This is a genomic window from Micromonospora sp. NPDC002389 (assembly GCF_040296095.1).
Classification (GTDB): Bacteria; Actinomycetota; Actinomycetes; order Mycobacteriales; family Micromonosporaceae; genus Micromonospora.
In genome coordinates, this window is sequence record NZ_JBEOWP010000002.1 from 559,789 (window position 1) to 583,143 (window position 23,355).

Consider the following 23,355-nt stretch of genomic DNA (forward strand, 5'->3'; position numbering starts at 1 on the left):
CGATCCGTCGGTCAGTCCTCGACCGGCATCGGGCAGGTGCCCGGCGGGGCCACCGGCGAACCGAGGTCGCCGAGGGACTGGTTGACCTCGGTGGTGGTCGCCAGCTGCCGGAAGCCGTTGCCGAGGATCACGTCCACCACGTCGTCCTCGCGCTTGGCGTCGTACTCGTACTCGGCGTTGTTCAGGAAGTACGCCCGAAGCAGGTGGGCGGAGCCGACGCCCTTCGGGCCGTACCGCAGCACCGCCACGTCGTCGACCTGCTTCTTCTGGTTGCCTTCCTTCTGGACCTGGAAGTCGCGGTTGCGGAACTCGTCGCCCACGCTGCCGGCCAACCCGGGGCGGTCGGTGGCGTTCAACACTTTGATCTTGACGTCCTTGCGCTCGCGCAATGTCACGTCGGCGCGGGGCCAGTCCTCCGGGCAACCCTGGGCGGAGCCCGCGTTACCCTGGGTGTCCTTGACGAGGGCGACGACCACGAAGACCAGGGCGACCACCGCCAGCATGCCGACGACAACGAGTGCTCGCACTCGCGCAAAGCTCATCAGGGCGCTCCCGGGCGATGGATGGGTGGCAGCGGCCGTCGGCGTGGGGGCCGTCCCGCCGGCCGCCGGGTACGCCGCTGAGGTTAACGGTTGTCCGACCGTCGCGTGGAAACAGTCCGACATACCGGCGCGCCACCCTGGAACCGGGTACTACTACCCCTATCTTCGTGTCGCCTGAGTCACATTGGGAACAACTTCCCGTGCAGGGGCGTACATCTCAGCCACGAGGGCGGTATACATGCCTCGCCCAAGGGGGGGTAGGTTCCGCGCTCGTCGGGGAGATCCTCTGGCGGTCTGGCCCACGCAGTCGTCGGGTCGGGTGGCCGACACTTGCGGTGGCCTGCCAGCGGAACCGAAACAGCGTCGTCCGGCGTTACAACCGGAAGCGACAACATCGAAATGGGAGAGTGAAACCGATGGCCACCGACTACGACGCCCCGCGCCGCGACGAGGTCGACCTCGGCGAGGACAGCCTCGAAGAGCTCAAGGCCCGGCGCGTCGACTCACAGTCGGGTGCCGTGGACGTCGACGAGGCGGAGGTGGCGGAGAGCTTCGAGCTGCCCGGCGCCGACCTCGCCGACGAGGAGCTCACGGTCAAGGTGCTACCGATGCAGCAGGACGAGTTCCGCTGTGCCCGGTGTTTCCTGGTGCACCACCGCAGCCAGCTTGCGGTCGAGCGCAACGGCGAGTTGATCTGCCGTGAGTGTGTCTGACCGACGGCCCGACACCACCACCACAGCGGCGGCTCCGGCCCGGAGCCGCCGCTACCCGGCTCGGCGAGCGGCGACGCCCGAGACCTGATTCACTCGTGAGGTGACGTGCCACGTGGTGGCCGTCAGCCGGGGGAGGTCAGGCATGGGCGCGCGGCAGCGGTCGAGTCATCGGTCCCGTACCGCGGTGTCGCGTGGCGGCACGGAGGGCAGCGGAGTGGCGGCATGAGCGAGCCGAACGTGAACGGGCGGGACGTGAACGGGCGGGACGCGGACGAGCAGAGTACGGACCAGCGGGGTACGGACGAACTGGGCGCGACGGTGGTCGCGCTGACCGCCGACGACGTCGAGCCGGCGAAACGCCGCCAGTTGCTCGGGCGGCTGGTGGGGCAGGCCCGGGCCCGGGGCATCGGTGACCTGTTCAAGCCGAAGGCGGCCGTGCGCTGGATGGTCGACACCGTCGCCGAGATCGCCCCGCACGTACCGATCCGGGATCTGGCCACCCTGCGCCGACACTTCCCGGGCCTGGACGACGAGCAGTTGGCCGACCGGCTGGTGCGTAACGCGTCCCGGGCGACGGCGGGGATCGGGGCGGCCGGAGGCGGCGCCTCCGCGGTGCAGTGGACGGTCACCCCGAGCCTGCTGTCCGCGCCGGTGCTGCTGGCCGCCGAGACGGTCACCGTGGTGGCGATCGAGCTGAAGCTGACCGGCGAGCTGCACGAGATCTACGGCGCGCCGCTGCCCAGCGGCGGCACCGAACGCACGGTCGCCCTGGTGCAGGCGTGGGCCAACCGGCGCGGGGTCAACCCGATGATGCCGGGCGTGGGGGTGGGCGCCGTACTCGGCACCGCCGCCCGCCATGAGCTGCGGGACACCCTGCTCAAGCGGTTCGGTCGCAACCTGACCACGCTCGGGCCCTTCCTGACCGGCGCGGCGGTGGCGAGTTTTCTGAACCGGCGGGCCACCCGGGCGCTCGCCGACGAGCTCCGCACCGACCTGCGCAAGCAGCGGCGGGCGCTGCCCGGCGGGCCGCCCGGGCCACCGGCGCCCGGTGGTCCGCCCGCGCTGCCCGCTTCCTGACCGACCTCCCTGGGCGACGGCTGAGCCCCGGAACAGTGTCGGCAGTGGCCCTGAAAGCGTCGAGGAGGCCCGAGCGCCCCCAAGGTGGGGTGGGAGTCAGCGTGCCGCGTCGCGGGCGGCCAGGAGCGCCTCGGCGAGTTCGACCGGGTGTCGGGAGCTGACCACCCAGAACGGGGTGGGGTCGTCCGGGTCGTCGAGGACCACCTGGACCGCGCCGGAGATCCACGGCCGCTGCACCACGAAGGCCAGCGGGTCGGCGGCGACACCGAGCACCTCACGCCGCCCGTCGGCGTCCAACGCGACGGCGTCGGCGACGAAGCGCACCGGCAGCCGGGCGTCGTCGACCTGAAGCTCCCCGCCGGTCACCGCGACCCGGATCCGGCCCAGCCACGCCATGGTCGCCAGCGCGAGCGGGACGAGCACCGCGAACGGCAGCCAGGCGCGTACGCCGGCCGCGCCCATCCAGACCTCCACCGAGAGCAGCGCGGCGACCGCGATCCCGGCCGGCCACAGCCACCAGGGCAGACGGAGCCGTTCGGCGTACGTCGGGGTCGCCGTGGTGGGGGTGGGGGACGGTGACGTGCTCACTCGTGCCAGGGTACGGCGCGCGGCGGGCCGGGTACCGGGCAGGATGGCAGGGTCACCCCCAGCGGAACGGACGAAAGAGGTAGACCGTGACCGACCTGGTGCCCGTGCCGGTACGGCAACTCGACCCCGAGCTGCCGCTGCCGGCGTACTCGCATCCCGGTGACGCCGGTGCCGACCTGGTGGCCGCCGCCGACGTCGAGTTGCCGCCCGGCGGCCGGGCGTTGGTGCCGACCGGCGTGGCGATCGCGTTGCCCGAGGGGTACGTGGGCCTGGTCCACCCCCGATCGGGGCTCGCGGCCAGACTCGGCGTGACGGTGCTCAACGCGCCCGGTACGGTCGACGCCGGCTACCGGGGTGAGATCCTGGTCAACCTGATCAACCATGATCGGGCCGCACCGGTGAAGATCTCGCGGGGCGACCGGATCGCGCAACTCGTTGTGCAGCGGGTGGAGCGGGCGGCCTTCCGGCCGGTGGCCGAGCTGCCCGCGTCCGGACGCGGGACCGGCGGGCACGGCTCCACCGGCGGACACGTCGGGCTGGTGCCGCCGCCGGCCACGGACGGCGTGGACGGAAGAGATGGCACGGTGAGTGCGAACAGCGGAGGGTGGACGCAGTGATCTTCTCCCGAAAGCGGGCCGCGGGACGGCACGCCCGTGACGAGCGAGCCACGGACGCGCTCCAGACGGTCGACGGCGCCGAGTCGGCGCCGGAGGCACCGGCGCGCGGGCCGTACGACGTCTCGGAGGCGCCGGACGGGGTGCAGCGACTCGACCTGGGCAGCCTGCAGATCCCGGCGATCCCCGAGGTGGAGGTGCGGGTACAGGCCGACCCGCAGGGGGTGATCCAGCAGGTCGTGCTGGTGCACGGGCCGAGCGCCCTGCAACTCGGTGTCTTCGCCGCGCCGCGCTCCGAGGGGATCTGGGAGGAAGTACGCGAGGAGATCCGCAAGTCGTTGTTCAACGACGGCGCCGCCGCCCAGGAGGTCGTCGGCGAGTACGGCACCGAGCTGCACGCCCGGGTGCGTACCGAGGACGGGCTGACCGACCTGCGGTTCGTCGGTGTCGACGGGCCGCGGTGGATGGTCCGGGCGGTCTACCAGGGCGCGGCGGCCACCGACCCGGACGCCGCCGGTCCGCTGGCCGACTGCCTCAACGGGCTGGTCGTCGACCGGGGACAGGAGGCCAAGCCGGTGCGGGAACCGCTGCCGCTGCGGCTGCCCCGCGAGGCGGCCGATCAGGTCGAGGCCGGTGCCGAGACGGCGCCGGCACCCGGTACGCGCTGAGGCCGTTCCGGCGCAGGCGCCGGAACGGCCCGGACCGGCGTACGCTGGCGTGAACCGTTCCGGCGCCGCCGGGAGCACGGCGGGTGCCGGAGATGTCCCGGCCGGCGTGGATGGGGTGACGCGAAGGTCATGGGCACCGGCGAGGGTCGGGGTTCGCTGCGGCGGATGCTGCGACGGCTCACCGCCAGCGAGGCCGAGATCGAGGCCCAGCAGTTGCAGCGGGACAGCGCCCGGTGCGGCGGTGTCCCGGCGGCGCAGTGTGCCCGGGGCCAGGTGGCGTCGGTCACCGGCCGCCTGCGTACGGTGGTCTACACGCCGTGCACCAACCAGCCGGCACTGGAGGCCGACCTCTACGACGGCAGTGACGTCGTGACGCTGGTCTGGCTGGGGCAGCGGCGCATCACCGGCATCGAACCCGGGCGACACCTGACCGCGAAGGGGCGGATCGCGGTGCGGGACGACCGCAAGGTGATCTACAACCCGTACTACGAGTTGGAGCCGTCGACGTGACTGCGCGGGCGCGGCGGATGAAAGGCGGGCGATGACCACCGGACAGCACCCGGCCACCCAGCCGGAGACCGAGCCGACCGACGAGGAGCGGCTGCCGACCGTCGCCGAGCAGATGGCCGACCAGCTCGGCGGATGGCGGGGGCTGGTCGAGTCCAGCATCCCGGTGGTCGTCTTCGTGGTGGTCAACATCCTCGGCGAACTGCGTCCCGCGGTGATCGCGTCGGTGGGTGTGGCGGTCCTGATCGGCGTGCTGCGGCTGGCCCAGCGCCGGCCGGTGCGCCACGCGGTCAACGGGTTGTTCGGCATCGGCATCGGTGCCGCCATCGCCTGGCGGACCGGCGAGGCCCGCGACTTCTATCTGCCCGGCATCCTCTACGGCATCGGCTACGGAGTGGCGCTGCTGGTCTCGGCGGCGATCCGGCAACCCCTGGTCGGCTGGCTGTGGTCGGTGCTGGTGGCCAAGGGCAGCTCCGAGTGGCGCGACGACCCGAAGCTGGTGCGCACCTTCACCGGCCTGACCGTGCTGTGGGGCGTGGTCTGGCTGGCCAAGGTCGGCGTGCAGGCCGGGCTCTACCTGGCGCAACAGGACACCGCGTTGGGCGTGGCCCGGCTCGCGTTGGGCTACCCGCCGTACGTGCTGCTGTTGCTGATCACGGTCTGGACCGTCCGGCGGGTCATGCGGGAGTCGGACCCGGAGCCCACGCCGCTGCCGAGCTGACCCGGGCGGCGGCTCAGCGCGACTCGCGGGTGCGCTCGACGCTGTCCGGGCCGAGGATCACCGCGCGTACCGCGTCCTCCATCTCGGCGGTGCACACGAAGATCAGCTCGTCGCCGGCCTCGACCGGATCGTCGGGGCTGGGCACCAGCACCCGCTTGCCGCGCAGGATGGCCACCAGCGCGGCGTCCCGAGGCAGCGGCACCGCCCGCAGCGGCTGCCCGACGTAGGGCGCGGTCGGCGGCAGCGTGATCTCGACGAGATTGGCCTCACCCTGCCGGAAGGTCATCAGGCGGACCAGGTCGCCGACCGTCACCGCCTCCTCGACCAGGGCGGCCATCACGCGCGGCTTGCTGACCGCCACGTCCACGCCCCACTGCTCGGTGAAGAGCCACTCGTTCTCGGCCCGGTTGACGCGGGCGACCACCCGGGGCACCGCGAACTCGGTCTTGGCCAGCAGCGAGACCACGAGGTTGGCCTTGTCGTCGCCGGTGGCGGCGACCACCACGTCACAACCGGCGAGGTCGGCCTGCTCCAGGCTGGTCAGCTCGCAGGCGTCGGCCAGTACCCACTGCGCGTCCGGGACCCGCTCCGGCCGCAGCTTCCGCCGCTGCCGCTCGATGAGCATCACCTGGTGGCCGTTCTCGATCAGCTCCTGGGCGATCGAGCGGCCCACGTTGCCGGCACCGGCGATGGCGACCCGCATGTCACTGTCCCCCTTCCGGCGCCGCCGCCGTGGCGGTGACCGTGGCCACCATGTCGTCGGTGACCAGCATGAAGACCTGATCGCCCTCCTGCACCACGCTGGAACCGGTGGGCAGCGTGCCGATGCCGAAGCGGATCAGGTACGCCACCCGGGCCCCGGTGGCCTCCTCCAACGCCCGGACCGGCCGACCGATCCAGTCCTCGTGCACCGGCACCTCGATGATCGAGACGGTGCTGGTCGGGTCGCGGAAGATCTCCACGTTGCCCTCCGGCAGCAGGTGCCGCAGCATCCGGTCGGCGGTCCAGCGGACGGTGGCCACGGTGGGGATGCCGAGGCGCTCGAAGACCTGGGCGCGACGCTGGTCGTAGATGCGGGCCGCCACCCGGGACACGCCGAACGTCTCGCGGGCCAGCCGGGCCGAGATGATGTTGGAGTTGTCGCCGCTGGAGACGGCGGCGAAGGCGTCGGCCCGTTCGATGCCGGCCTCGCGCAGCACGTCGCCGTCGAAACCGGCCCCGGTGACCGTGATCCCGGCGAAGTCCGGCCCCAGCCGGCGGAACGCCTCGGCGTCGTGGTCGATCACCGCCACCGAGTGCCCCCGGGCTTCGAGGCTGTGCGCCAGGGTCGACCCGACCCGGCCACACCCCATGATCACGATATGCACGCTTCCTCCCACGGTGCGTACCGCCGCGCCTCGTCGCCTGCGAGCCTGCCACGTCGGCGTCGCGGACGGGGACCGACGGTACTCCGGCCCCGGGAGCGGCTGCGGGCGACCACCGCGCGTCCCGGGCGACCGCGGTCGTACGCTTGGCGGTTGTGGCCCGATCCACCTCCCTGTTGAAGCGGCTGCTCGTCGGTCGACCGTTCCGGTCCGACCGCCTCAAGCACACCCTCCTACCGAAGCGCATCGCCCTGCCCGTCTTCGCCTCGGACGCGCTGTCCAGCGTGGCGTACGCGCCGGACGAGATCCTCCTGATGCTCTCCATCGCGGGGGCCTCGGCCTTCGTGTTCTCGCCGTGGGTGGCCCTCGGCGTCGTCGTGGTGATGCTGACCGTGGTGGCCAGCTACCGGCAGAACGTGCACGCCTACCCCTCGGGCGGCGGCGACTACGAGGTGGCCACGGTCAACCTCGGCCAACGGGCCGGGGTCGGGGTGGCCAGCGCCCTGCTGGTCGACTACGTGCTGACGGTCGCCGTGTCGGTCTCCTCCGGGGTGGCCAACCTCGGCTCGGTGATCCCCTTCGTGGCGACCCACAAGGTGCTGATCGCGGTCTGCGCGGTGGTCCTGCTCACCGCGGTCAACCTGCGTGGGCTCAAGGAGGCGGGCAGCGCGTTCGCCATCCCCACGTACGGCTTCATGATCGTCATCATCGGCATGATCCTCACCGGGCTGGTCCGGATCGTGGTGCTCGGTGAGGACCTGCGCGCACCCAGCGCCGACCTGGTGATCGCCGCCGAGTGGCACGACACCACCGGCTGGGCGATGGCGTTCCTGCTGCTGCGCAGCTTCTCCTCCGGATGTGCCGCGCTCACCGGCGTGGAGGCGATCTCCAACGGGGTGCCGGCGTTCAAGGCCCCCAAGAGCCGCAACGCCGCCACCACGCTGCTGATGCTCGGCCTGGTCGCGGTGACCATGCTGGTCGGCATCGTCTGGCTGGCCCGGCTCACCGGGTTGCAGTTCGTCGAGGACCCGGGCCACCAGATCGTCGCGGGCCCGGACGGGTACGTGCAGAAGACCGTCACCGCGCAGCTCGCCGAGACCATCTTCGGATCCGGCTCGATCCTGGGGTTCCTGGTGGTCGGGGTGACCGCCACGATCCTCTTCGTGGCCGCGAACACCGCCTTCACCGGCTTCCCGGTGCTCGGCTCGATCCTGGCCCAGGACCGCTACCTGCCCCGGCAACTGCACACCCGGGGCGACCGGTTGGCCTTCTCCAACGGCATCCTGTTCCTGGCCGCCTTCGCGATCGTGCTGATCGTCGGCTTCCAGGCCGAGGTGACCAAGCTCATCCAGCTCTACATCGTCGGGGTCTTCGTCTCGTTCACGCTCTCCCAGGCCGGCATGATCCGACACTGGAACCGGCTGCTGCGCACCGAACGCGATCCCCGGGTGCGGTCCCGGATGGTCCGTTCCCGGGCGATCAACACGTTCGGCATGGCGATGACCGGAACGGTGCTGGTCATCGTGCTGATCACCAAGTTCCTGCTGGGCGCCTGGATCGCGATCGTCGCGATGGGCGTGATCTATCTGCTGATGCTGGCCATCCGCCGGCACTACGACCGGGTCGCGGTGGAACTGACCCCGGACGACGGTCGCCCGGTGCTGCCCGCCCGTAACCACGCGATCGTGCTGGTCAGCAAGCTGCACCAGCCGACCCTGCGGGCGGTCGCGTACGCGCAGGCCACTCGGCCGGACACGCTGACCGCGGTGACCGTCAACGTGGACGACACCGACACCCGGCAGTTGCAGGCGGACTGGGAGCGGCGGGAGGTGCCGATCACGCTGACCGTGATCGACTCGCCGTACCGGGAGATCACCCGGCCGATCCTGAACTACGTGGCGGGGGTCCGCCGCGAGTCACCGCGCGACGTGGTCACCGTCTTCATCCCCGAGTACGTGGTCGGCCGCTGGTGGGAGCATCTGTTGCACAACCAGAGCGCGCTGCGGCTCAAGGGCCGCCTGCTCTTCGAACCGGGAGTGATGGTGACCAGTGTGCCGTGGCAACTCGCCTCGACCGCCGGCAAGGACCTGGACCGGATGGACGCCACGCTGAGCCGGGGACCGGCCCGGGGGCCCCGGGTGACGCCGCGCAGCACGCTGCCACCTAACGTCCCGCCGGCCGGCTCGGTGGCGCCCCGCGACGGCGAGACGCCGGGCGGTGAGCCGCGATGAGCGGGCCGATGCCGCACACCCCCGCAGCGCGGCGGGACGAAGCCGCTGACGGATCGACCGGCGGTGGCCTGACCGCCGGTGGTCCGGCTGGCGGCGGCCTGACCGGCGGCGGCGGCCCCACCGTCGGCGGGTTGGAGGAGGCCCAGCGGTTCGAACTGACCGTCGCGGCGGTCGCCCCCGGTGGCCACTGCGTGGCCCGGGTCGACGGGCAGGTGGTCTTCGTCCGGCACGCGCTGCCCGGTGAACGGGTGGTGGCCGAGGTGACCGAGGTGCACCGGGGATTCGTCCGGGCCGACGCGGTGACCGTGCTGGAGCCCGCCGCGCAGCGGGTCACCCCGCCCTGCCCGTACGCCCGGCCGGGCCAGTGCGGCGGGTGCGACCTGCAACACGTCGCCCCGCAGGCCCAACTCGACTGGAAGACCACGGTCGTCCGTGAGCAACTCGTCCGGATCGGCGGCCTCGACGAGGCCGCCTGCGACGCGCTGGGCGTCCGGGTCGAGGCGCTACCCGGCGGGCCGCTGGGTTGGCGCTCCCGGGTCCGCTACGCGGTCGACGCGGCGGGCCGGGCCGGGCTGCTCAAACACCGCTCGCACGAGGTGGTGCCGATCGACCGCTGCCTGATCGCCCACCCGGCCGTGCAGGACGTGCCGGTGCTCACCTCCGCCGGTACGCGGTGGCCGGACGACGAGGCGGTGGAGACGGTCGCGTCCACCGGCGGGGACGTGACGGTGACCGCCGTCGCGGCCGGGCGTACCCGGATCGTCAGCGGCCCGGAACGGGTGCGCGAGCGGGCCGCGGGCCGGGAGTGGGCGCTGCCCGCCTCGTCCTTCTGGCAGGTGCACCCGGCGGCGGCGGACACGCTTGTCGACGCGGTGCTGGAGCTGACCGACCCGCAGCCGGGCGAGACCGCCTGGGACCTCTACGGCGGGGCCGGACTCTTCGCCGCCGCGCTGGCCGAGCGGGTCGGTGAGTCGGGCCGGGTGACGCTGGTCGAGGCGGCCGGCGACGGCGTCACGGCGGCCCGGGAGAACCTCCGCGACCTGACCCGGGTGGAGGTGGTGGCGGCCCGGGTGGAGACCGCGCTGGCCCGCCGCCGGATCACCGGCCCGGTCGACGTGGTGGTGCTCGATCCGCCCCGGTCGGGCGCCGGTGCCCGGGTGGTGCGCGACGTGGTCGCCGCCGGGCCGCGGGCCGTCGCCTACGTGGCCTGCGACCCGGCCGCGTTCGCCCGGGACCTGCGGGTCTTCACCGGGCTGGGCTGGCGGTTGGCGGCGCTGCGCGGCTACGACCTCTTCCCGATGACCCAGCACGTGGAGCTGGTCGGGCTGCTGGTCCCCGACCTCGCCGGGCAGACCACCTAGCCTGGGCCGATGAAGATCGTCGGGCTGATGTCGGGGACCTCCTACGACGGGGTGGACGTGGCGGTGGCCGAGTTCACCGTCGAGGGCGACACGCTGTGGCTGAGGCCGCTCGGACACCGGGGACTGGCCTACGACGACGCGCTGCGCGCCGCGATCGGGGCGGTACTGCCGCCGGGCACGACCACGATCGCGGACGTGTGCCGGCTGGACAACCGGTTGGGCGAGGTCTTCGCCGAGGCGGCGGCCGTCGGCCTGGAACTGGCCGGGAGCGGCGTCGACGCGGTGGTGTCGCCGGGGCAGACGGTCTTCCACTGGGTCGAGGGCGGCCGGGCCCGGGGCACCCTGCAACTGGGTGCGGTGGCCCGGGTGGCCGCCCGGGTCGGCGTACCGGTCCTCGCCGACCTGCGCTCGGCGGACGTCGCCGCCGGTGGGCAGGGCGCGCCGCTGGTGCCGGCCTTCGACGCCCTGCTGCTGGCCGGTGACGATCCGGCGCCGCGCGCGGCGTTGAACCTGGGCGGCATCGCGAACCTCACCGTGGTCTCGGCCGGATCGCCGGTGCTCGGGTACGATGTGGGTCCGGCCAACGCGCTGCTCGACGCCGCCGCCGAGCGGTTGCTGGGGGCACCCTGCGACCGGGACGGTGCCCGGGCGGCGGCCGGTCGGGTGCACGCCGGACTGCTCGCCGAGCTGCTGGCCGAGCCGTACTACGCCGCCCCGGCGCCCAAGTCGACCGGCCGGGAGCTGTTCCACGCCGGGTACCTCGACCGGCGGCTGGCCGCCCTGGACGAGCCGGTGGCCGTCGACGACGTGTTCGCCACGCTGACCGAGCTGACCGCACGGACGGTGACCGACGCCTGCGACCGGCACCGGGTGACCGAGGTGGTCGCCGCCGGTGGCGGGGTCCGTAACCGGACGCTGTGGCGTCGGCTCACCGAACTCGGCGCCGGGCGTCGGCTGCGTACCACCGACGAGCTGGGCGTCCCGGCGCAGGCCAAGGAGGCGTACGCCTTCGCGCTGCTGGGGTGGCTGTCCTGGCACGGACTGCCGGGAGCGCTGCCCTCGGTGACCGGGGCGGACCGGGCCACCGTGCTCGGCTCCTGGACGCCGGCCGGTCCGCCGGCCCGGTCCGCCACCGCGCCGGCCGGGGTGGTGCCGCCACGCCGACTACGGGTGCGGGCCTGACCTGGCGGTCAGGGTGGGGGCGCGGTGACCCGGGCTGCGAGGTGTGCGGAGGCCGATAGACTCTGCGGTCATGAGTGTTGAAGAGGACACGGCCAACCAGGGCCGGCTGCTGGCCACGGTGCACGGTCCCCAGGACGTCAAGCGGATGTCCGCCAGCGAACTGGACATTCTCAGCGCCGAGATCCGTGACTTCCTGGTCGCCAAGGTGTCCCGCACCGGGGGCCACATCGGCCCCAACCTGGGCGTGGTGGAGCTCACCCTCGCCATGCACCGGGTCTTCGACTCTCCCCGGGACCGGCTGCTGTTCGACACCGGTCACCAGGCGTACGTTCACAAGATCATTACCGGCCGCCAGGAGGGCTTCGACCAGCTGCGTCAGCGCGGCGGGCTCTCCGGCTACCCGAGCCGGGCCGAGAGCGACCACGACATCATCGAGAACTCGCACGCCTCCACCGCCCTGTCCTACGCCGACGGCCTGGCCAAGGCGTACGCGCTGCGGGGCGAGGCGCGCAGCGTGGTCGCCGTGGTCGGCGACGGGGCGCTGACCGGCGGCATGTGCTGGGAGGCGCTGAACAACATCGCCGCCGCCGGCAACCCGCTGGTGATCGTGGTCAACGACAACGGGCGCTCGTACGCGCCGACCATCGGCGGCCTCGCCGACCACCTCTCGACGCTGCGGCTGAACCCGGGCTACGAGAAGGTCCTCGACACGGTCAAGGACGCCCTCGGCTCGACGCCGCTGGTCGGCAAGCCGATGTACGAGGTGCTGCACGCGGTCAAGAAGGGCATCAAGGACGCCGTCGCGCCGCAGGCGATGTTCGAGGACCTCGGCATCAAGTACGTCGGTCCGGTCGACGGGCACGACGTGGCCGCCGTCGAGACCGCGCTGCGCGCCGCGAAGAACTTCGGCGGCCCGGTGATCGTGCACGCGGTCACCCGCAAGGGCTACGGCTACCGCCCCGCCGAGGAGGACGAGGCGGACTGCCTGCACGGCCCGGGCGGCGCGTTCGACGTGGAGACCGGCCAACTGGTCGCTGCGCCGTCGGTGAAGTGGACCCACGTCTTCGCTGACGAGCTGGTCGCGATCGCCGACGAGCGGCCCGACGTGGTGGGCATCACCGCCGCGATGGCCGAGCCCACCGGCATCGCGAAGCTGGCCCGCAAGTACCCCGAGCGCACCTATGACGTGGGCATCGCCGAGCAGCACGCCGCCACCTCGGCGGCCGGCCTGGCGCTCGGCGGGCTGCACCCGGTGGTGGCGGTCTACGCGACCTTCCTCAACCGGGCCTTCGACCAGGTCCTGCTGGACGTGGCGATGCACAAGCTGCCGGTCACGTTCGTGCTGGACCGGGCCGGCATCACCGGCCCGGACGGGCCGAGCCACTACGGCATCTGGGACATGTCGGTCTTCGGGGTGGTGCCGGGCCTGCGGATGGCGGCTCCCCGGGACGCCGCCACGCTGCGCGAGGAACTGCGCGAGGCGGTCGCCGTCGACGACGGACCGACCGTGCTGCGCTACCCGTCCGGTGCGGTCGCCGCCGACCTGCCCGCGATCCGCCGGGTCGGCACGGTCGACGTACTGGCCGAGTCGGCGCGTACCGACGTGCTGCTCGTCGCGGTGGGCGCCTTCGGTCGGCTCGGCATGGAGGTCGCCGCCCGGGTCGCCGAGCAGGGCTACGGCGTCACCGTGGTGGACCCGCGCTGGGTGCGTCCGGTCCCGGCCGAGCTGGTCGAGCTGGCCGCCGGGCACCGCCTGGTGGTCACCGTCGAGGACGGCGTCCGGCTGGGCGGCGTCGGGGACGCGCTCGCCCAGGCCATGCGGGACGCGGGCGTCCAGGTGCCGCTGCGCGATCTGGGCGTACCGGCCGACTGGCACCCGCACGGCACCCGCGCGCAGATCCTGGCCGACCTCGGCCTGACCGCGCAGGACGTGGCGCGCGACGTCACCGGCTGGATCTCCCGCCTGGAGACCACCCCGGTCGACCCGGCCCGCCTGACCTCCGAGAGCACCCCCACCCCCTCCGCCAACTGACCGTCCGCGCCTCTCGCGCTCGGCCCTCAGGGCGGCCCGTGGGCGACGCCACCCGCACACTGCCGATACCGGCGTGCGGGTGGTGCCTCACGCCACCGATCATGGAGTCGCGGTCGGCGCGGCGTTGATCATGGAGCTTTGGTCGGCGCGGCGTTGATCATGGAGTTCGGGCGGTACTTTTGGCCCACTGCGCCCCTTTTGTGAGGGCCACAACTCCATGATCGCGGGGGCCTCCGACGCGCTGAGCGCTCGACGCGTGGGGCTCCGAGGCAGGTCCTCCGAGGTGGGGGCTGCGGGGCAGCGGGGGTCCGTGGGGAGGGCGCGGCCCGTGGGGGTCAGCGGCGGTGGCCGGCGGAGCGGTAGTGCGTCTTGTCGTCGGCGGCGAGGCTGAAGGTCTCGCTGCGCTCCGGCAGCGGCGCCACCACCAGGCCGGGACGGTCGAGCAGGCGGGTCGTGTCCGGCGGCACCGACAGCGTGGTGTCCTTGGTGGCGCGCCAGCTCAGCACGACCAGCGGCTGCCCCGGCACCGGCAGCTCGTAGACCTGCAACGGGGTGGTCCGGTCGGCGGGGGAGAGCACCGTCGGGCCGCCGTCCGCCGGCCGGTAGACCAGCGCGGTCATCGTGCCGTCGGCGGTCTCCCAGCTGAGCTGCTCCAGCTCCGCCGGTTCACCGCCGTTGAGCGCCAACTCACCGAGGGTACGCACGGCGACCTTCGACTTCGGCCAGGACGCCGGCACCGAATCCGGGGTGTCCCGGTCGCCGACGCGCCGGGTGACGCTGCCGAACGGGCCGTCCTCGCCGGCCAGCGCGCAGGTGTCCAGGTCGGCCAGGGCCCGTCGGCCCGCGCCGCTGTCGTCACGGACCAGCGGATACCGGGGGTTCGCGGTGCCGGTGCCGAGATCCAGCAGCCGGTCGGCGGCGCGTCCCCGGGGCAGCGACTCGGTGGAGCGCAGCGTGGCGGTCACCGGCACCGCCTCGCACTGCGGCACCTCGACCGGGTCGGTCAGGCCGTCGGTGGCCGGAACGGCACGGCCGTTCGGGCCGACCAGCCGCCGGACCCGCTCCGAGGTGAGGTAGCGCCGCCCCTCGGCGGTCTGCACCGGCAGCACGTCGGAGTAGACGAGATAGCCCGGGTCGGTGTACTCCGTGGCCTGGCTGACCTCGTACCCGCCGTCGCCGCCGCCGAGCTGGAGCAGCCAGGAGGCGGCCTGGCCGGGCACCGACGCGGCCACCAGGGCCAGCGGGGCGCCGTCGACCTCGCCGGAGAAGAGGATGCCGGAGGAGGGTACGTGCACCCGGTCGTCGATCGGTGAACGCCACTCACGGACCGCCTCGGTCACCGCGGCGGTGGCCGCCGCGTCCTCGACCAGAGAGCCGCGAGGCGGCCACACCGTCAGCGACCCGTCCATGCTGTCGTAGCCGACCCGGAGGTCCTGCGGCCGACGCTCGGCGACCGGGCCGCAGGCGGTGACGGCGACCAACAGACTGGACAGGCCGGTGGCGGTCAATCCGCGCCAGCGGGCTGGAGCCACCTGTCACGCCCCCGATCACATCGGCCGTCGTTTCGCTGGGCAATAGTACGAGACGCCGGGTCGTCGGCTCGCGCCGCCTCACGCTGCGTCGCCCGGGCGGCACACCGGCCACAGGGGACGTCGCGTCGACTTGGGAGCTATTTCCCCACTCGGGTAGACTCCGCCGACTGTGACGCCTGCTGAGACCCGCGCCGCATCGCCGCCGAAACCCGACGTCGTCGCAGGCTCGCCGTCCGAACCTGTCACGCTGGGTGAGGGTACGCGCGACTCCGCGCCGACGATCGACACCACGGACGCTTCCGTGGGCAGCGGAACCTCCGCCGCCGACGCGGCACCTCCCGACCCGGCTGTGCCCGCCGACCCCGTGGCGCCCGATGCCAGGCCCACTGTGGAGGCTGGTGCGACCACGCCAGTGATCGACGACACACCGGTCGCCGACTCCCCGACGGAGTCCGGGACCACGTCGGAGCCCGACGCGTCGACCGAGGACGCGGACCCGCCGACGGGTGCCGCAGCGGCCGGCTCGGCGCCGTCGCGGTGGCGGCGCTTCCGCTGGACCCGCCGCCGACAGGACCTCGCCGTCTTCGGTGGATTCCTGCTCACCGCGATCTGGGTGACCAGCCAGATCTGGATGGACCCGGCCGGTCGGGTGGCCTCGCTCTACAGCAGCGACCCGGCACAGGTGCAGTTCTTCCTCGCCCACTCGGTGCGGGTGGTGCTGCACGGGGAGTTCCCGTTCTTCACCGAGCAGTTCAACTACCCGGACGGCGTCAACCTGATGGCCAACACGGCCATCCTGGCGCTGGGCATTCCGATGGTGCCGGTGACCCTGCTGTTCGGGCCCGCCGTGACCTTCGTGGTGCTGGTCACGCTCGCTCTCGCCGGCACCGCCTCGGCCTGGTACTACGTGCTGTCCCGGCACGTGGTCAGCTACCCGCTGGCCGCGATCGTCGGTGGTTGGCTCTGCGGGTTCTCCCCGGCGATGCTGTCGCACGCCAGTTGGCATCCGAACATCATCAGCCAGTTCCTGCTGCCGTTCATCGTGTGGCGGGTCATGGTCATCACCCGCTCCACCCGCCCGTACCGGGACGGTGCGCTGCTGGCCCTGCTGGTCACCGTGCAGGCGTTCATCAACGAGGAGATCCTGCTCTTCACCGCGATGGGCTGCGGCATCTTCCTGATCGCGATGGTCGTCCAGCGTCCCGGACTCTGGTCGGCGGCCTGGCGTCCGCTGGGCAAGGCGGTGGCCACCTGCACGGTGATCGCCGGCGCGCTGCTGGCGTACCCGCTCTACATCCAGTTCGCCGGGCCGATGGCGTACCACGGGCTCAGCGACGCGGTCCGCGACTACGGCAACGACATCGCCGCGTACTTCGCCCCGGGCTCGCCGACCATCGGCGGCAACCAGCGGGCCAACGTGAACCTGGCCCCGAACTACTCGGAGGAGAACGCCTTCTTCGGGTGGAGTCTGGCCCTGATCGCGGTCGGGATCGTGCTCTGGCTGCGGCGGGAACTGCTGGTCCGGGCGCTGGCCGCGACCGCCGGGTTCTACGTGATCCTCTCCCTCGGTGAGCGCATCACCTGGTGGGACCGGGAGCTGATGGTCGGCCCGTGGGAGTGGCTGGTCCGGCTACCGCTGCTCGACGCGGTGGTGCCGACCCGGTTCGGCATGATCGTCAGCGTGGTGGTGGCGATCCTGCTGGCGCTGGCCATCGAGCGCAGCCGCACCCTGGACCTGGACCGGCGGGTGGTGCGTACGCTGACCGTGGCCGGGCTGGTGCTCGCCCTGCTGCCGATCGCTCCGATGCCGCTGCCGATGACCTCCCGGCCGCCGGTGCCCGACTTCATCACCTCGGACCGCTGGCGCGCCTACGTCGGGCCGGACCAGACGCTGGTCCCCATCCCGGTGCCGAGCATGGGCAACACCCACGGGATGCGCTGGGCCGCCTCCACCAACCTCGACTTCAAGATGCCCGGCGGCTACTTCCTGGCCCCGCGCAACGCCACCACCGGTGACCCGGGCCGCTTCAACGGGCGACCCAGCGGCGTCGGGAAGCTGCTGGAGGAGGTCGCCACGACCGGCCGTACACCGGAACTGGACGACCGCCAGCGGCGGCGCTCGCTGGACGAACTGCGGCACTGGAAGGCGGCCGTGCTGGTGCTGCCGCTGCGCCAGCCGCACTCGGAGCCGCTGCGGCAGACCGTCGAGCAGTTGGTCGGCCCGGCCCGGCAGGAGTTGGACGTCTGGGTGTGGGACGTACGGCCGTTGACCGCTCCGCCGGGCTGATGGCCGTCGGCGCGGCCGACCGTACCGCCGAGGTGGCGTCGCGCCGTCGCCGGTGGCTGCCCGCGCGTACCCCGGACGTGGCGGTGCCGGTCGGCTACCTCGCGCTGGCGGCGTGGCTGACCCACCGCCAGTGGGGTCGCCCGGACCGGCTGTTCCACCAGGCCGGTGACCAGATCCTCTTCGAGTGGATGCTGGCCCGCGCGGCCCGTGCCGTGGCCGGGCTGGAGAACCCGCTGTGGAGCGACGCGTTGAACGCGCCCGGCGGGGTGAACCTGATGGCGAACACCTCGGTGCTCGGCCTCGGTGTCCCCCTGGCCCCGGTCACGCTGCTGTTCGGGTCGCAGGCCGCCTTCGGCGTCGCGGTGCTGCTCTGCCTCGCCGGCACCGCCACCGCCTGGTACGCCCTGCTGCGCCGCCGGCTGGTCGACTCCTGGCCGGCCGCCGCCGTCGGTGGGCTGATCTGCGGCTTCGCGCCCGGCATGGTCGCCCAGGCCGGTACGCACCTGCACATGGCCGCCCAGTTCCTGGTGCCGCTGATCCTGGCGCTGGTGTTCCGCCCCGAGCCGGGCGGCCGGGTGTGGCGGCACGGGGTGCTGCTCGGGCTGGTCGTGACGTACCAGGTCTTCCTCGGCGAGGAGGTGCTGCTCTTCGTGGCGCTGGCCGCCGGCGTGCTCGCCGGTGCGTACGCGATCGCCGACCCGTCTGCCGCCCGTCGGCTCGCCCCGTCGACGGCCGGGCGGATCGGGGTCGGCGCGCTGGTGGCGGGAGCGCTGCTGGCGTACCCGCTGTGGTTCCAGTTCTTCGGCCCGGGCCACTACCGGGGGATGCCGTTCCACGCGTCCAGCTACCAGTTGGACGCGGCGTCGTTCACCGGGTTCGCCCGGCAGACGGTGTTCGGCGAGGACCGGCCGCCCGGCCTGCTCGCGCCCAACCCGACCGAGGAGAACTCGTTCTTCGGCGTCGGACTGCTGGTGCTGGCCGTGGTGGTCACGGTCTGGCTCTGGCGTCGGCCGCTGGTCCGCGCGCTGGCCGCCTGCGGGCTGGTGTTCGCCCTGCTCTCCCTCGGTCCCCGGGTACGCCTCGACGGGCGGGCCACCGACCTGCCCGGGCCGTACCGGCTGATCGCCGAGCTGCCGTTGCTCGACCACGTGGTGCCGGCCCGGTTCGCGCTGGTCTGCGCCCCGGTGCTGGGCGTCCTGGTCGCGCTCGCGGTGGATCGGTGGAATCGGCGCACGGCCGTCGACACCGCGCCCGCCCGAGGCAGGTGGCACGGGCCGGTCCGCCTTGTCGGGCCCGCCGCGTTGGCCGTGGCCCTGCTGCCGCTGGTGCCGACCCCGATCCGTACCGTGTCGAGCTGGCCGGTGCCGGCGTTCGTCGCCGACGGCACCTGGCGGGCGTACGTGCCGGCGGGTCGCACGCTGGTGCCGGTGCCGCCGGTGACCAACGCCGGTCGTAGCCCGGGCATGCTCTGGTCGGCCCGGACCGGGCTGGCCTTCACCGCGCCGGGCGGCTTCTTCATCGGCCCGCACGCCCCGGACGACCCGACGGCCCGGTGGGGTGCCCCGGACCGGCCCACCTCGCTGCTGTTGCGGCGGGTGGCGGACACCGGCGTGGTGCCGCCGATCACCGAGACGGACCGCCGGCAGGCGGTGGTGGACCTGCGGCACTGGCGGGCGGCCGTGGTCGTGCAGGGCGGGCTGCACCACGGCGACCCGGTGCGGCACACCCTGGAGGCCCTGCTCGGCCCGCCCCGGGAGATCGACGGCGCGCTGGTCTGGGACGTCCGCCCGCTGGTCGGCTGAGTCGCACCAGCCGGTGCGACGTCGGGGTGCCGGGCCTTGGGTGTGGGTGTGGGTGTAAGGAAGGGTCCCCTGCTGACGCCTGCGGTATAGCAGGGGACCCCTATTCACATCTCGGCAGCGGCGAGGAACGCCTCTGCGTCGCGTGCGCTGCGCCATGCCGAGACGCCGGCCGCCGTCAGGGCCCCGACGAAGATCGCGGCGAGCAGGACGAAGCCCGGCGCCCACTGGAAGAACGCCTGACCGACCTGCATCAGGGCCAGGCCGCACAGGGGCAGGAGGAACCTCAGGCCGTCGATCATCTGTTCGGCGACCTGTGGCAGCAGCGGTCGATCCTCGTCACGTGGCGGGGTATTGCCCCGCACCTGGCGCACCAGGTTGCGGCGGCGCGACCAGCTCTCCACCCAGAGCCGCGAACCGACGTTGCGGCGGTAGTACCCGTTCCGGCTCAACCACCAGAAGCTGGCGACTGCGACGGCCACCCCGCCGAGGCTGAGGACGGCACCGACGACCGTTGCCCAGCCGGGCGCCTCACCATCCCAGAACGTCGCGCTGCCGTCGAAGAAGCCGGTGGCGGCGATGCCGCCGCCCACCAGAGCGCCGAGAACTATCGCCGCCACCATCACCAGCAGGAAACGACGGCGACCCCGCCGCGCCTGCGATTCGATGATCCTGTCGTCCTGCGTCATCGCGTATCCCCGTCCACTCCGGACGGTCCCTACCCGTACGCCGCCGGCGCACAAACCTCCGGCGTCGCCGGGGCGCTGATGTTAGGAGGGGTCCCCTGCTATGCACGAGGCGTTAGCAGGGGACCCCTCCTTACACATCCTGAGAACACATCCTCAGACTCGGTCGCGGACGTCCCAGAGCCAGACGTCGTCCACCCGCTGCGGCTCACCCAGCAGGCCGGTCAGCAGGTCCCGCAGCACGGCCTCCCGGGGGTGGGCGCCGAGCACCACCACCGAGGCCCGCCAGAAGCGCAGGTCCTCGACCGCCTGCTGGCGGTTCTCGTCGGTCAGCTCGGGCACCTCACCGGCGTCCATGGTGCGGTAGACGAGGGTGCTGGTGGGCCGGTTCGGCGCACCGAAGACGCCCTCGCCGTCCAGGTTGGGGCCGATGAAGTAGCCCGCCGGGATCGGGAACTCGTGCTGGGTCAACGCGCTCCAGCGCAACGTGGACAGTCCGTGCACGTTGCTCGGAATGGGCACCGGCACCAGCGTCCGGCCCTCCGGCACGTACGGCCGCCAGCCGCCGGAGGTGATGAAGGTCGGCGGCGGCGGAACCTCTTCGGCCGGCAGCGGGGTGGGGATCAACGGCAGCACGGCCAGCGAGATGGCCGCGTACCCGACGCCGCGCTGCCACCGAGGCCGGGAGCGGCTGGTGGTGGGTGCGGGTTCGCCGGAACGGGGTGCCGGCACCGGAGAGCGGCGGTTGCCGGCCACCGCGTCCCAGGCCAGGGCGAGCAGGACACCGAGCGCGGCGGTGGTGACCAGGGCCAGCCGGGTCGGCATCATCATCTCGACCAGCGGCACGTCCTCCGAGATGTACGACCACGGACCGGCGATGCCGGTCAGCTCGCCGTTGAACCGGATCTCCGGGCCGAGCGAGCCCACCGAGAAGAGCACCACCAGCACGGCCAGGATCCGGGCCACCAGCGACCGGCGTACCAGCAGCGCCAGCGCCACCACCGTGAACAGCACCATCGGCCAGCCGAACCAACTGTTCTGCTCGGTCAGCCCGATGGTCGCCTCCACCGCCTCGTTGCCGGCGATGGTGTCGCGGGGGAAGGTGACGAAGGCGACGACGTCCTCGCCCCAACTGTGGAACACCCCGCCCTGCAGACCCCGGTAGGACTGCGGGCCGTTGAACTGGAACCAGATCGGGTAGGCGGTGAGCAGCAGGGCCACGCCACCGCCGAGGCCCAGCCCGGCACCGAAGGTGCCGGCGCGGGCCCGCGCCTCACGCGGGCGCATGATCGCGTACGCGATCACGACGACCAGGCAGGCCAGCGCGGTGAGCAGCAACATCTCCTCGTTGATGAAGATCTGGTACGCCACCAGCAGGCCCAGCACCAGCCCGTTGCGCCGCCACCGGCCGGGCTCGCTGAGCCGGAACACCCGCACCACGATCAGCGGCAGCAGGAAGTTGGAGACGAAGTTCGGCTGACCGTTGGCGTGGTGCACGATGCCGGGGGCGAAGCCGAGGAACGCGCCGCCGACGAAGGCGGCGGCCCGGGAGCGCACCAGGTGTCGGGACAGCATCCAGTACGAGGTGGCGGCGGTGGCCGCCAGCGCACCGCCCAGGTAGAGCGCGTACACCACCTGCGGGCCGAGCAGCCAGGTGAGCGGGGCCAGCGGCAGGGTCACCCCGAGCAGCGAGGTGTTGGCCATCATGTTCACCCCGTCGGGGGCGTTCTGCCGCGTACTGAACAGCGGGTTCTCCAGGTGCATCACCGAGTACGCACCGTGCGAGAACAGCCACTCGAACCAACTGTGGTCGGTGGGCAGATGTGACGAGACGCGGTTCTGCACGTCCACCCAGTAGTAGAGGCAGACGAGGACACCGAGCAGGACGTAGGCTCCGATGGCCAACAGGTCGACGCGCGTCGGCCCGCGTCGGCGACGTCTTGTCGCTGACTCCGCCTCGACGGTCTCGGGGACGGGGTTCAACGAGGAATCAATCACCGGCACAGCCACGACGGGCCATCGTACAGGCGGTCGCCGGGGCAGCCGACGGCCGTGAGGGCCGCGTCGGCGCGCGGCAGGGAAGGACGACCGTGACGTTGATCGACCTCGGTGACCTCACCGAGCCGACCGACCACGCTCCGAGACGCCGCCGGTTCGCCGCCGGTTCGCGCCACTGGGTGGCCGCGCTGCTCGCGGTGGTCGTGCTGGTGTCGATGGCCGGCGCCGCGCCGCCGACCCGCCGGGTGTACGCGACGGTGCCGGTGCCACTCGGCGCCAACCTGCTCCTCGCGGCGGACCAGATCTTCGCCGTCATCCCCGGCACCGGGGCCACCGACGGCCACCCCGAGTTGCTCGCCTTCCCCTATCCCGAGAAGGCCACCGGTACGCCGCCGCCACTCACGCCGTCCTGGCGGACCCGACTGTCGCGCGGCCATCGGGTCTTCCGGGTGCAGCCCGTCGCCGAGGACGGGGTGCTGGTCTCGATGTCCGCCGAGGAGACCGAGACCAGCCAGAGCGTGCTGCTCGACGCCCGTACCGGTCAGGAACGCTGGCGCGAGCCGGGCGTGGCGATGTTCGACGACCCCCGCCGCGCACTGCTGCGGACCCATCGCGAGAGCACGCCGAACACGCTGCGGATGATCGAGCTGCCGAGCGCCCGCGAGATGTGGTCCATTCCGCTCTCGGCGTCCAGCGTCGACTACCGGCTGCGCGACGGTGTGGTCGACGCGATCGTGGTGTCCACACTCGACGGCGGCGTAGAGGTGCGCGACCCGGAGACCGGGAAGGTCCGGCACCGCCTGTCGCCGCCTGCCGACGACCCGGCCGGTTACCAGTCGGCGTGGGTGGTCGGCGACCTGGTGGCGGTGGTCCGGAACTCGAACACCGTCGCCGCCTACACCGTCGACGGGCTGACCCCGCTCTGGCAGACCACCGTGCCGACGGTCTACCACGTCACCGCCTGCGCCGCGCTGCTCTGCGCCTTTCCGGCCAGCGGTGGGGTGCAGGTCCTCGACCCGGCCACCGGCGCCGCCCGGTGGGACAACCGGGACATCGCCGACCTCCTGCTGGTGGGGGAGCGGCGCGCGCTGGTCCTGTCCGGGTGGGCCGAGGGGACGATGGAGCTGGCCACCTTCGACATGACGACCGGGGCGGTGCTCGTCGACCACGGGTCGTGGGAGCAGGTCCACCGTTACGAGTACGCGCCGCACCTGCTCGCCGTGCGACCGGCGCGCGACGTCGGCCTGGTGCTGGCCCGACTCCAGCCGGACGAGGACCGGGCCCGGCCGATCGACGTGCTGGCCGGGGCGCGTGGCGACTGCCAGGCCCGCTACGACCTCGTGGTCTGCCGTCGACAGGACGGCGACTTCGGGGTCTGGCGACTGCCGGAGTGACACCCGGCCGGTGGCGGCACACCGACTTGGCGACCGGCGCTAGGTTGTCGGGTGGTCAC

At 72.8% G+C, this 23,355-nt stretch carries 20 protein-coding genes; 13 read left to right on the top strand and 7 right to left on the bottom strand.

Features of this window, described 5'->3' with window-relative positions:
• Window positions 1-11: 11 nt before the first annotated feature.
• Complete coding sequence (locus tag ABT008_RS05750; protein ID WP_350693926.1) at window positions 12-527, bottom strand: LytR C-terminal domain-containing protein; 516 nt, start codon at window positions 525-527, stop codon at window positions 12-14.
• Between the two features lie 431 nt (window positions 528-958).
• On the opposite strand from ABT008_RS05750, the gene ABT008_RS05755 reads away from it, so the two are divergent.
• Together ABT008_RS05755 and ABT008_RS05760 are read left to right on the top strand one after the other, a co-directional pair.
• Window positions 959-1,255, top strand: coding sequence for a DUF4193 domain-containing protein (locus tag ABT008_RS05755; protein WP_007075406.1), 297 nt, complete (start codon window positions 959-961; stop codon window positions 1,253-1,255).
• A 222-nt stretch (window positions 1,256-1,477) separates the two neighbouring features.
• Window positions 1,478-2,332 carry a hypothetical protein gene (locus ABT008_RS05760; RefSeq protein ID WP_350693928.1) on the top strand — a complete coding sequence of 285 codons (855 nt, stop codon included), beginning with the start codon at window positions 1,478-1,480 and terminating at the stop codon, window positions 2,330-2,332.
• A 96-nt stretch (window positions 2,333-2,428) separates the two neighbouring features.
• Here the strand turns inward: ABT008_RS05760 and ABT008_RS05765 are convergent, their stop codons facing one another.
• Entirely contained in the window at window positions 2,429-2,929 is a 501-nt protein-coding gene (locus ABT008_RS05765; protein WP_502890357.1) for a DUF3093 domain-containing protein, read from the bottom strand.
• Between the two features lie 77 nt (window positions 2,930-3,006).
• Here ABT008_RS05765 and dut point away from each other — a divergent pair, with 77 nt between their 5' ends.
• The 4 genes from dut (at window position 3,007) to ABT008_RS05785 (ending at window position 5,430) form a co-directional block, all read left to right on the top strand.
• Window positions 3,007-3,537, top strand: coding sequence for a dUTP diphosphatase (gene dut / locus ABT008_RS05770; protein WP_350693932.1), 531 nt, complete (start codon window positions 3,007-3,009; stop codon window positions 3,535-3,537).
• A complete protein-coding gene (locus tag ABT008_RS05775; RefSeq protein ID WP_350693934.1) occupies window positions 3,534-4,202 on the top strand; it encodes a DUF3710 domain-containing protein in 669 nt (222 codons plus the stop codon). The genes dut and ABT008_RS05775 overlap by 4 nt, the downstream gene beginning before the upstream one ends.
• Before the next feature lie 129 nt (window positions 4,203-4,331).
• Window positions 4,332-4,712, top strand: coding sequence for an OB-fold nucleic acid binding domain-containing protein (locus ABT008_RS05780; RefSeq protein WP_350693936.1), 381 nt, complete (start codon window positions 4,332-4,334; stop codon window positions 4,710-4,712).
• A 31-nt stretch (window positions 4,713-4,743) separates the two neighbouring features.
• Window positions 4,744-5,430: a DUF3159 domain-containing protein gene (locus ABT008_RS05785; protein WP_350693938.1), complete on the top strand. Its 687-nt coding sequence runs from the start codon at window positions 4,744-4,746 to the stop codon at window positions 5,428-5,430.
• A 13-nt stretch (window positions 5,431-5,443) separates the two neighbouring features.
• Here ABT008_RS05785 and ABT008_RS05790 read toward each other — a convergent pair whose 3' ends face one another.
• A complete protein-coding gene (locus ABT008_RS05790; RefSeq protein ID WP_131056112.1) occupies window positions 5,444-6,133 on the bottom strand; it encodes a potassium channel family protein in 690 nt (229 codons plus the stop codon).
• A gap of 1 nt (window position 6,134) precedes the next feature.
• The gene (locus ABT008_RS05795; RefSeq protein WP_350693940.1) at window positions 6,135-6,797 is read right to left on the bottom strand and encodes a potassium channel family protein; all 663 of its coding nucleotides are present in this window, start codon (window positions 6,795-6,797) and stop codon (window positions 6,135-6,137) included.
• Window positions 6,798-6,949: 152 nt separating this feature from the next.
• Here ABT008_RS05795 and ABT008_RS05800 point away from each other — a divergent pair, with 152 nt between their 5' ends.
• The 4 genes from ABT008_RS05800 to dxs all read left to right on the top strand — a co-directional run bounded on the left by ABT008_RS05800 (window position 6,950) and on the right by dxs (window position 13,600).
• The gene (locus ABT008_RS05800) at window positions 6,950-9,025 is read left to right on the top strand and encodes an APC family permease (protein WP_350693942.1); all 2,076 of its coding nucleotides are present in this window, start codon (window positions 6,950-6,952) and stop codon (window positions 9,023-9,025) included.
• Window positions 9,026-9,123: 98 nt separating this feature from the next.
• Complete coding sequence (locus ABT008_RS05805) at window positions 9,124-10,386, top strand: class I SAM-dependent RNA methyltransferase (protein ID WP_502890358.1); 1,263 nt, start codon at window positions 9,124-9,126, stop codon at window positions 10,384-10,386.
• Window positions 10,387-10,395: 9 nt separating this feature from the next.
• Window positions 10,396-11,568: an anhydro-N-acetylmuramic acid kinase gene (locus ABT008_RS05810; RefSeq protein WP_350693946.1), complete on the top strand. Its 1,173-nt coding sequence runs from the start codon at window positions 10,396-10,398 to the stop codon at window positions 11,566-11,568.
• Between the two features lie 70 nt (window positions 11,569-11,638).
• Window positions 11,639-13,600: a 1-deoxy-D-xylulose-5-phosphate synthase gene (gene dxs / locus ABT008_RS05815; protein ID WP_350693948.1), complete on the top strand. Its 1,962-nt coding sequence runs from the start codon at window positions 11,639-11,641 to the stop codon at window positions 13,598-13,600.
• A 335-nt stretch (window positions 13,601-13,935) separates the two neighbouring features.
• On the opposite strand, the gene ABT008_RS05820 is transcribed toward dxs, so the two are convergent.
• Entirely contained in the window at window positions 13,936-15,132 is a 1,197-nt protein-coding gene (locus tag ABT008_RS05820; protein WP_350693950.1) for a hypothetical protein, read from the bottom strand.
• Between the two features lie 412 nt (window positions 15,133-15,544).
• Here ABT008_RS05820 and ABT008_RS05825 point away from each other — a divergent pair, with 412 nt between their 5' ends.
• Together ABT008_RS05825 and ABT008_RS05830 are read left to right on the top strand one after the other, a co-directional pair.
• The gene (locus ABT008_RS05825) at window positions 15,545-17,419 is read left to right on the top strand and encodes a DUF6311 domain-containing protein (RefSeq protein WP_502890348.1); all 1,875 of its coding nucleotides are present in this window, start codon (window positions 15,545-15,547) and stop codon (window positions 17,417-17,419) included.
• Entirely contained in the window at window positions 17,419-19,221 is a 1,803-nt protein-coding gene (locus tag ABT008_RS05830) for a DUF6311 domain-containing protein (RefSeq protein WP_502890359.1), read from the top strand. Before ABT008_RS05825 ends, ABT008_RS05830 begins: the two co-directional genes overlap by 1 nt.
• Before the next feature lie 104 nt (window positions 19,222-19,325).
• Here the strand turns inward: ABT008_RS05830 and ABT008_RS05835 are convergent, their stop codons facing one another.
• Both ABT008_RS05835 and ABT008_RS05840 read right to left on the bottom strand, forming a co-directional pair.
• Entirely contained in the window at window positions 19,326-19,907 is a 582-nt protein-coding gene (locus ABT008_RS05835; protein ID WP_350693952.1) for a hypothetical protein, read from the bottom strand.
• A gap of 153 nt (window positions 19,908-20,060) precedes the next feature.
• A complete protein-coding gene (locus ABT008_RS05840; RefSeq protein WP_502890349.1) occupies window positions 20,061-21,914 on the bottom strand; it encodes a hypothetical protein in 1,854 nt (617 codons plus the stop codon).
• Between the two features lie 80 nt (window positions 21,915-21,994).
• Here ABT008_RS05840 and ABT008_RS05845 point away from each other — a divergent pair, with 80 nt between their 5' ends.
• Window positions 21,995-23,296 (top strand): outer membrane protein assembly factor BamB family protein, encoded by a 1,302-nt coding sequence (locus ABT008_RS05845; RefSeq protein ID WP_350693954.1) that lies wholly within the window; start codon window positions 21,995-21,997, stop codon window positions 23,294-23,296.
• The last annotated feature ends 59 nt before the right edge of the window (window positions 23,297-23,355 follow it).

Coding starts and splice junctions, on each gene's coding strand:
- dxs (WP_350693948.1), top strand. CDS start 11,639: ATGAGTGTTGAAGAGGACACGGCCAACCAGGGCCGGCTGCTGGCCACG.
- ABT008_RS05780 (WP_350693936.1), top strand. CDS start 4,332: ATGGGCACCGGCGAGGGTCGGGGTTCGCTGCGGCGGATGCTGCGACGG.
- ABT008_RS05790 (WP_131056112.1), bottom strand. CDS start 6,133: ATGCGGGTCGCCATCGCCGGTGCCGGCAACGTGGGCCGCTCGATCGCC.
- ABT008_RS05755 (WP_007075406.1), top strand. CDS start 959: ATGGCCACCGACTACGACGCCCCGCGCCGCGACGAGGTCGACCTCGGC.
- ABT008_RS05785 (WP_350693938.1), top strand. CDS start 4,744: ATGACCACCGGACAGCACCCGGCCACCCAGCCGGAGACCGAGCCGACC.
- ABT008_RS05835 (WP_350693952.1), bottom strand. CDS start 19,907: ATGACGCAGGACGACAGGATCATCGAATCGCAGGCGCGGCGGGGTCGC.
- ABT008_RS05830 (WP_502890359.1), top strand. CDS start 17,419: ATGGCCGTCGGCGCGGCCGACCGTACCGCCGAGGTGGCGTCGCGCCGT.
- ABT008_RS05810 (WP_350693946.1), top strand. CDS start 10,396: ATGAAGATCGTCGGGCTGATGTCGGGGACCTCCTACGACGGGGTGGAC.
- ABT008_RS05760 (WP_350693928.1), top strand. CDS start 1,478: ATGAGCGAGCCGAACGTGAACGGGCGGGACGTGAACGGGCGGGACGCG.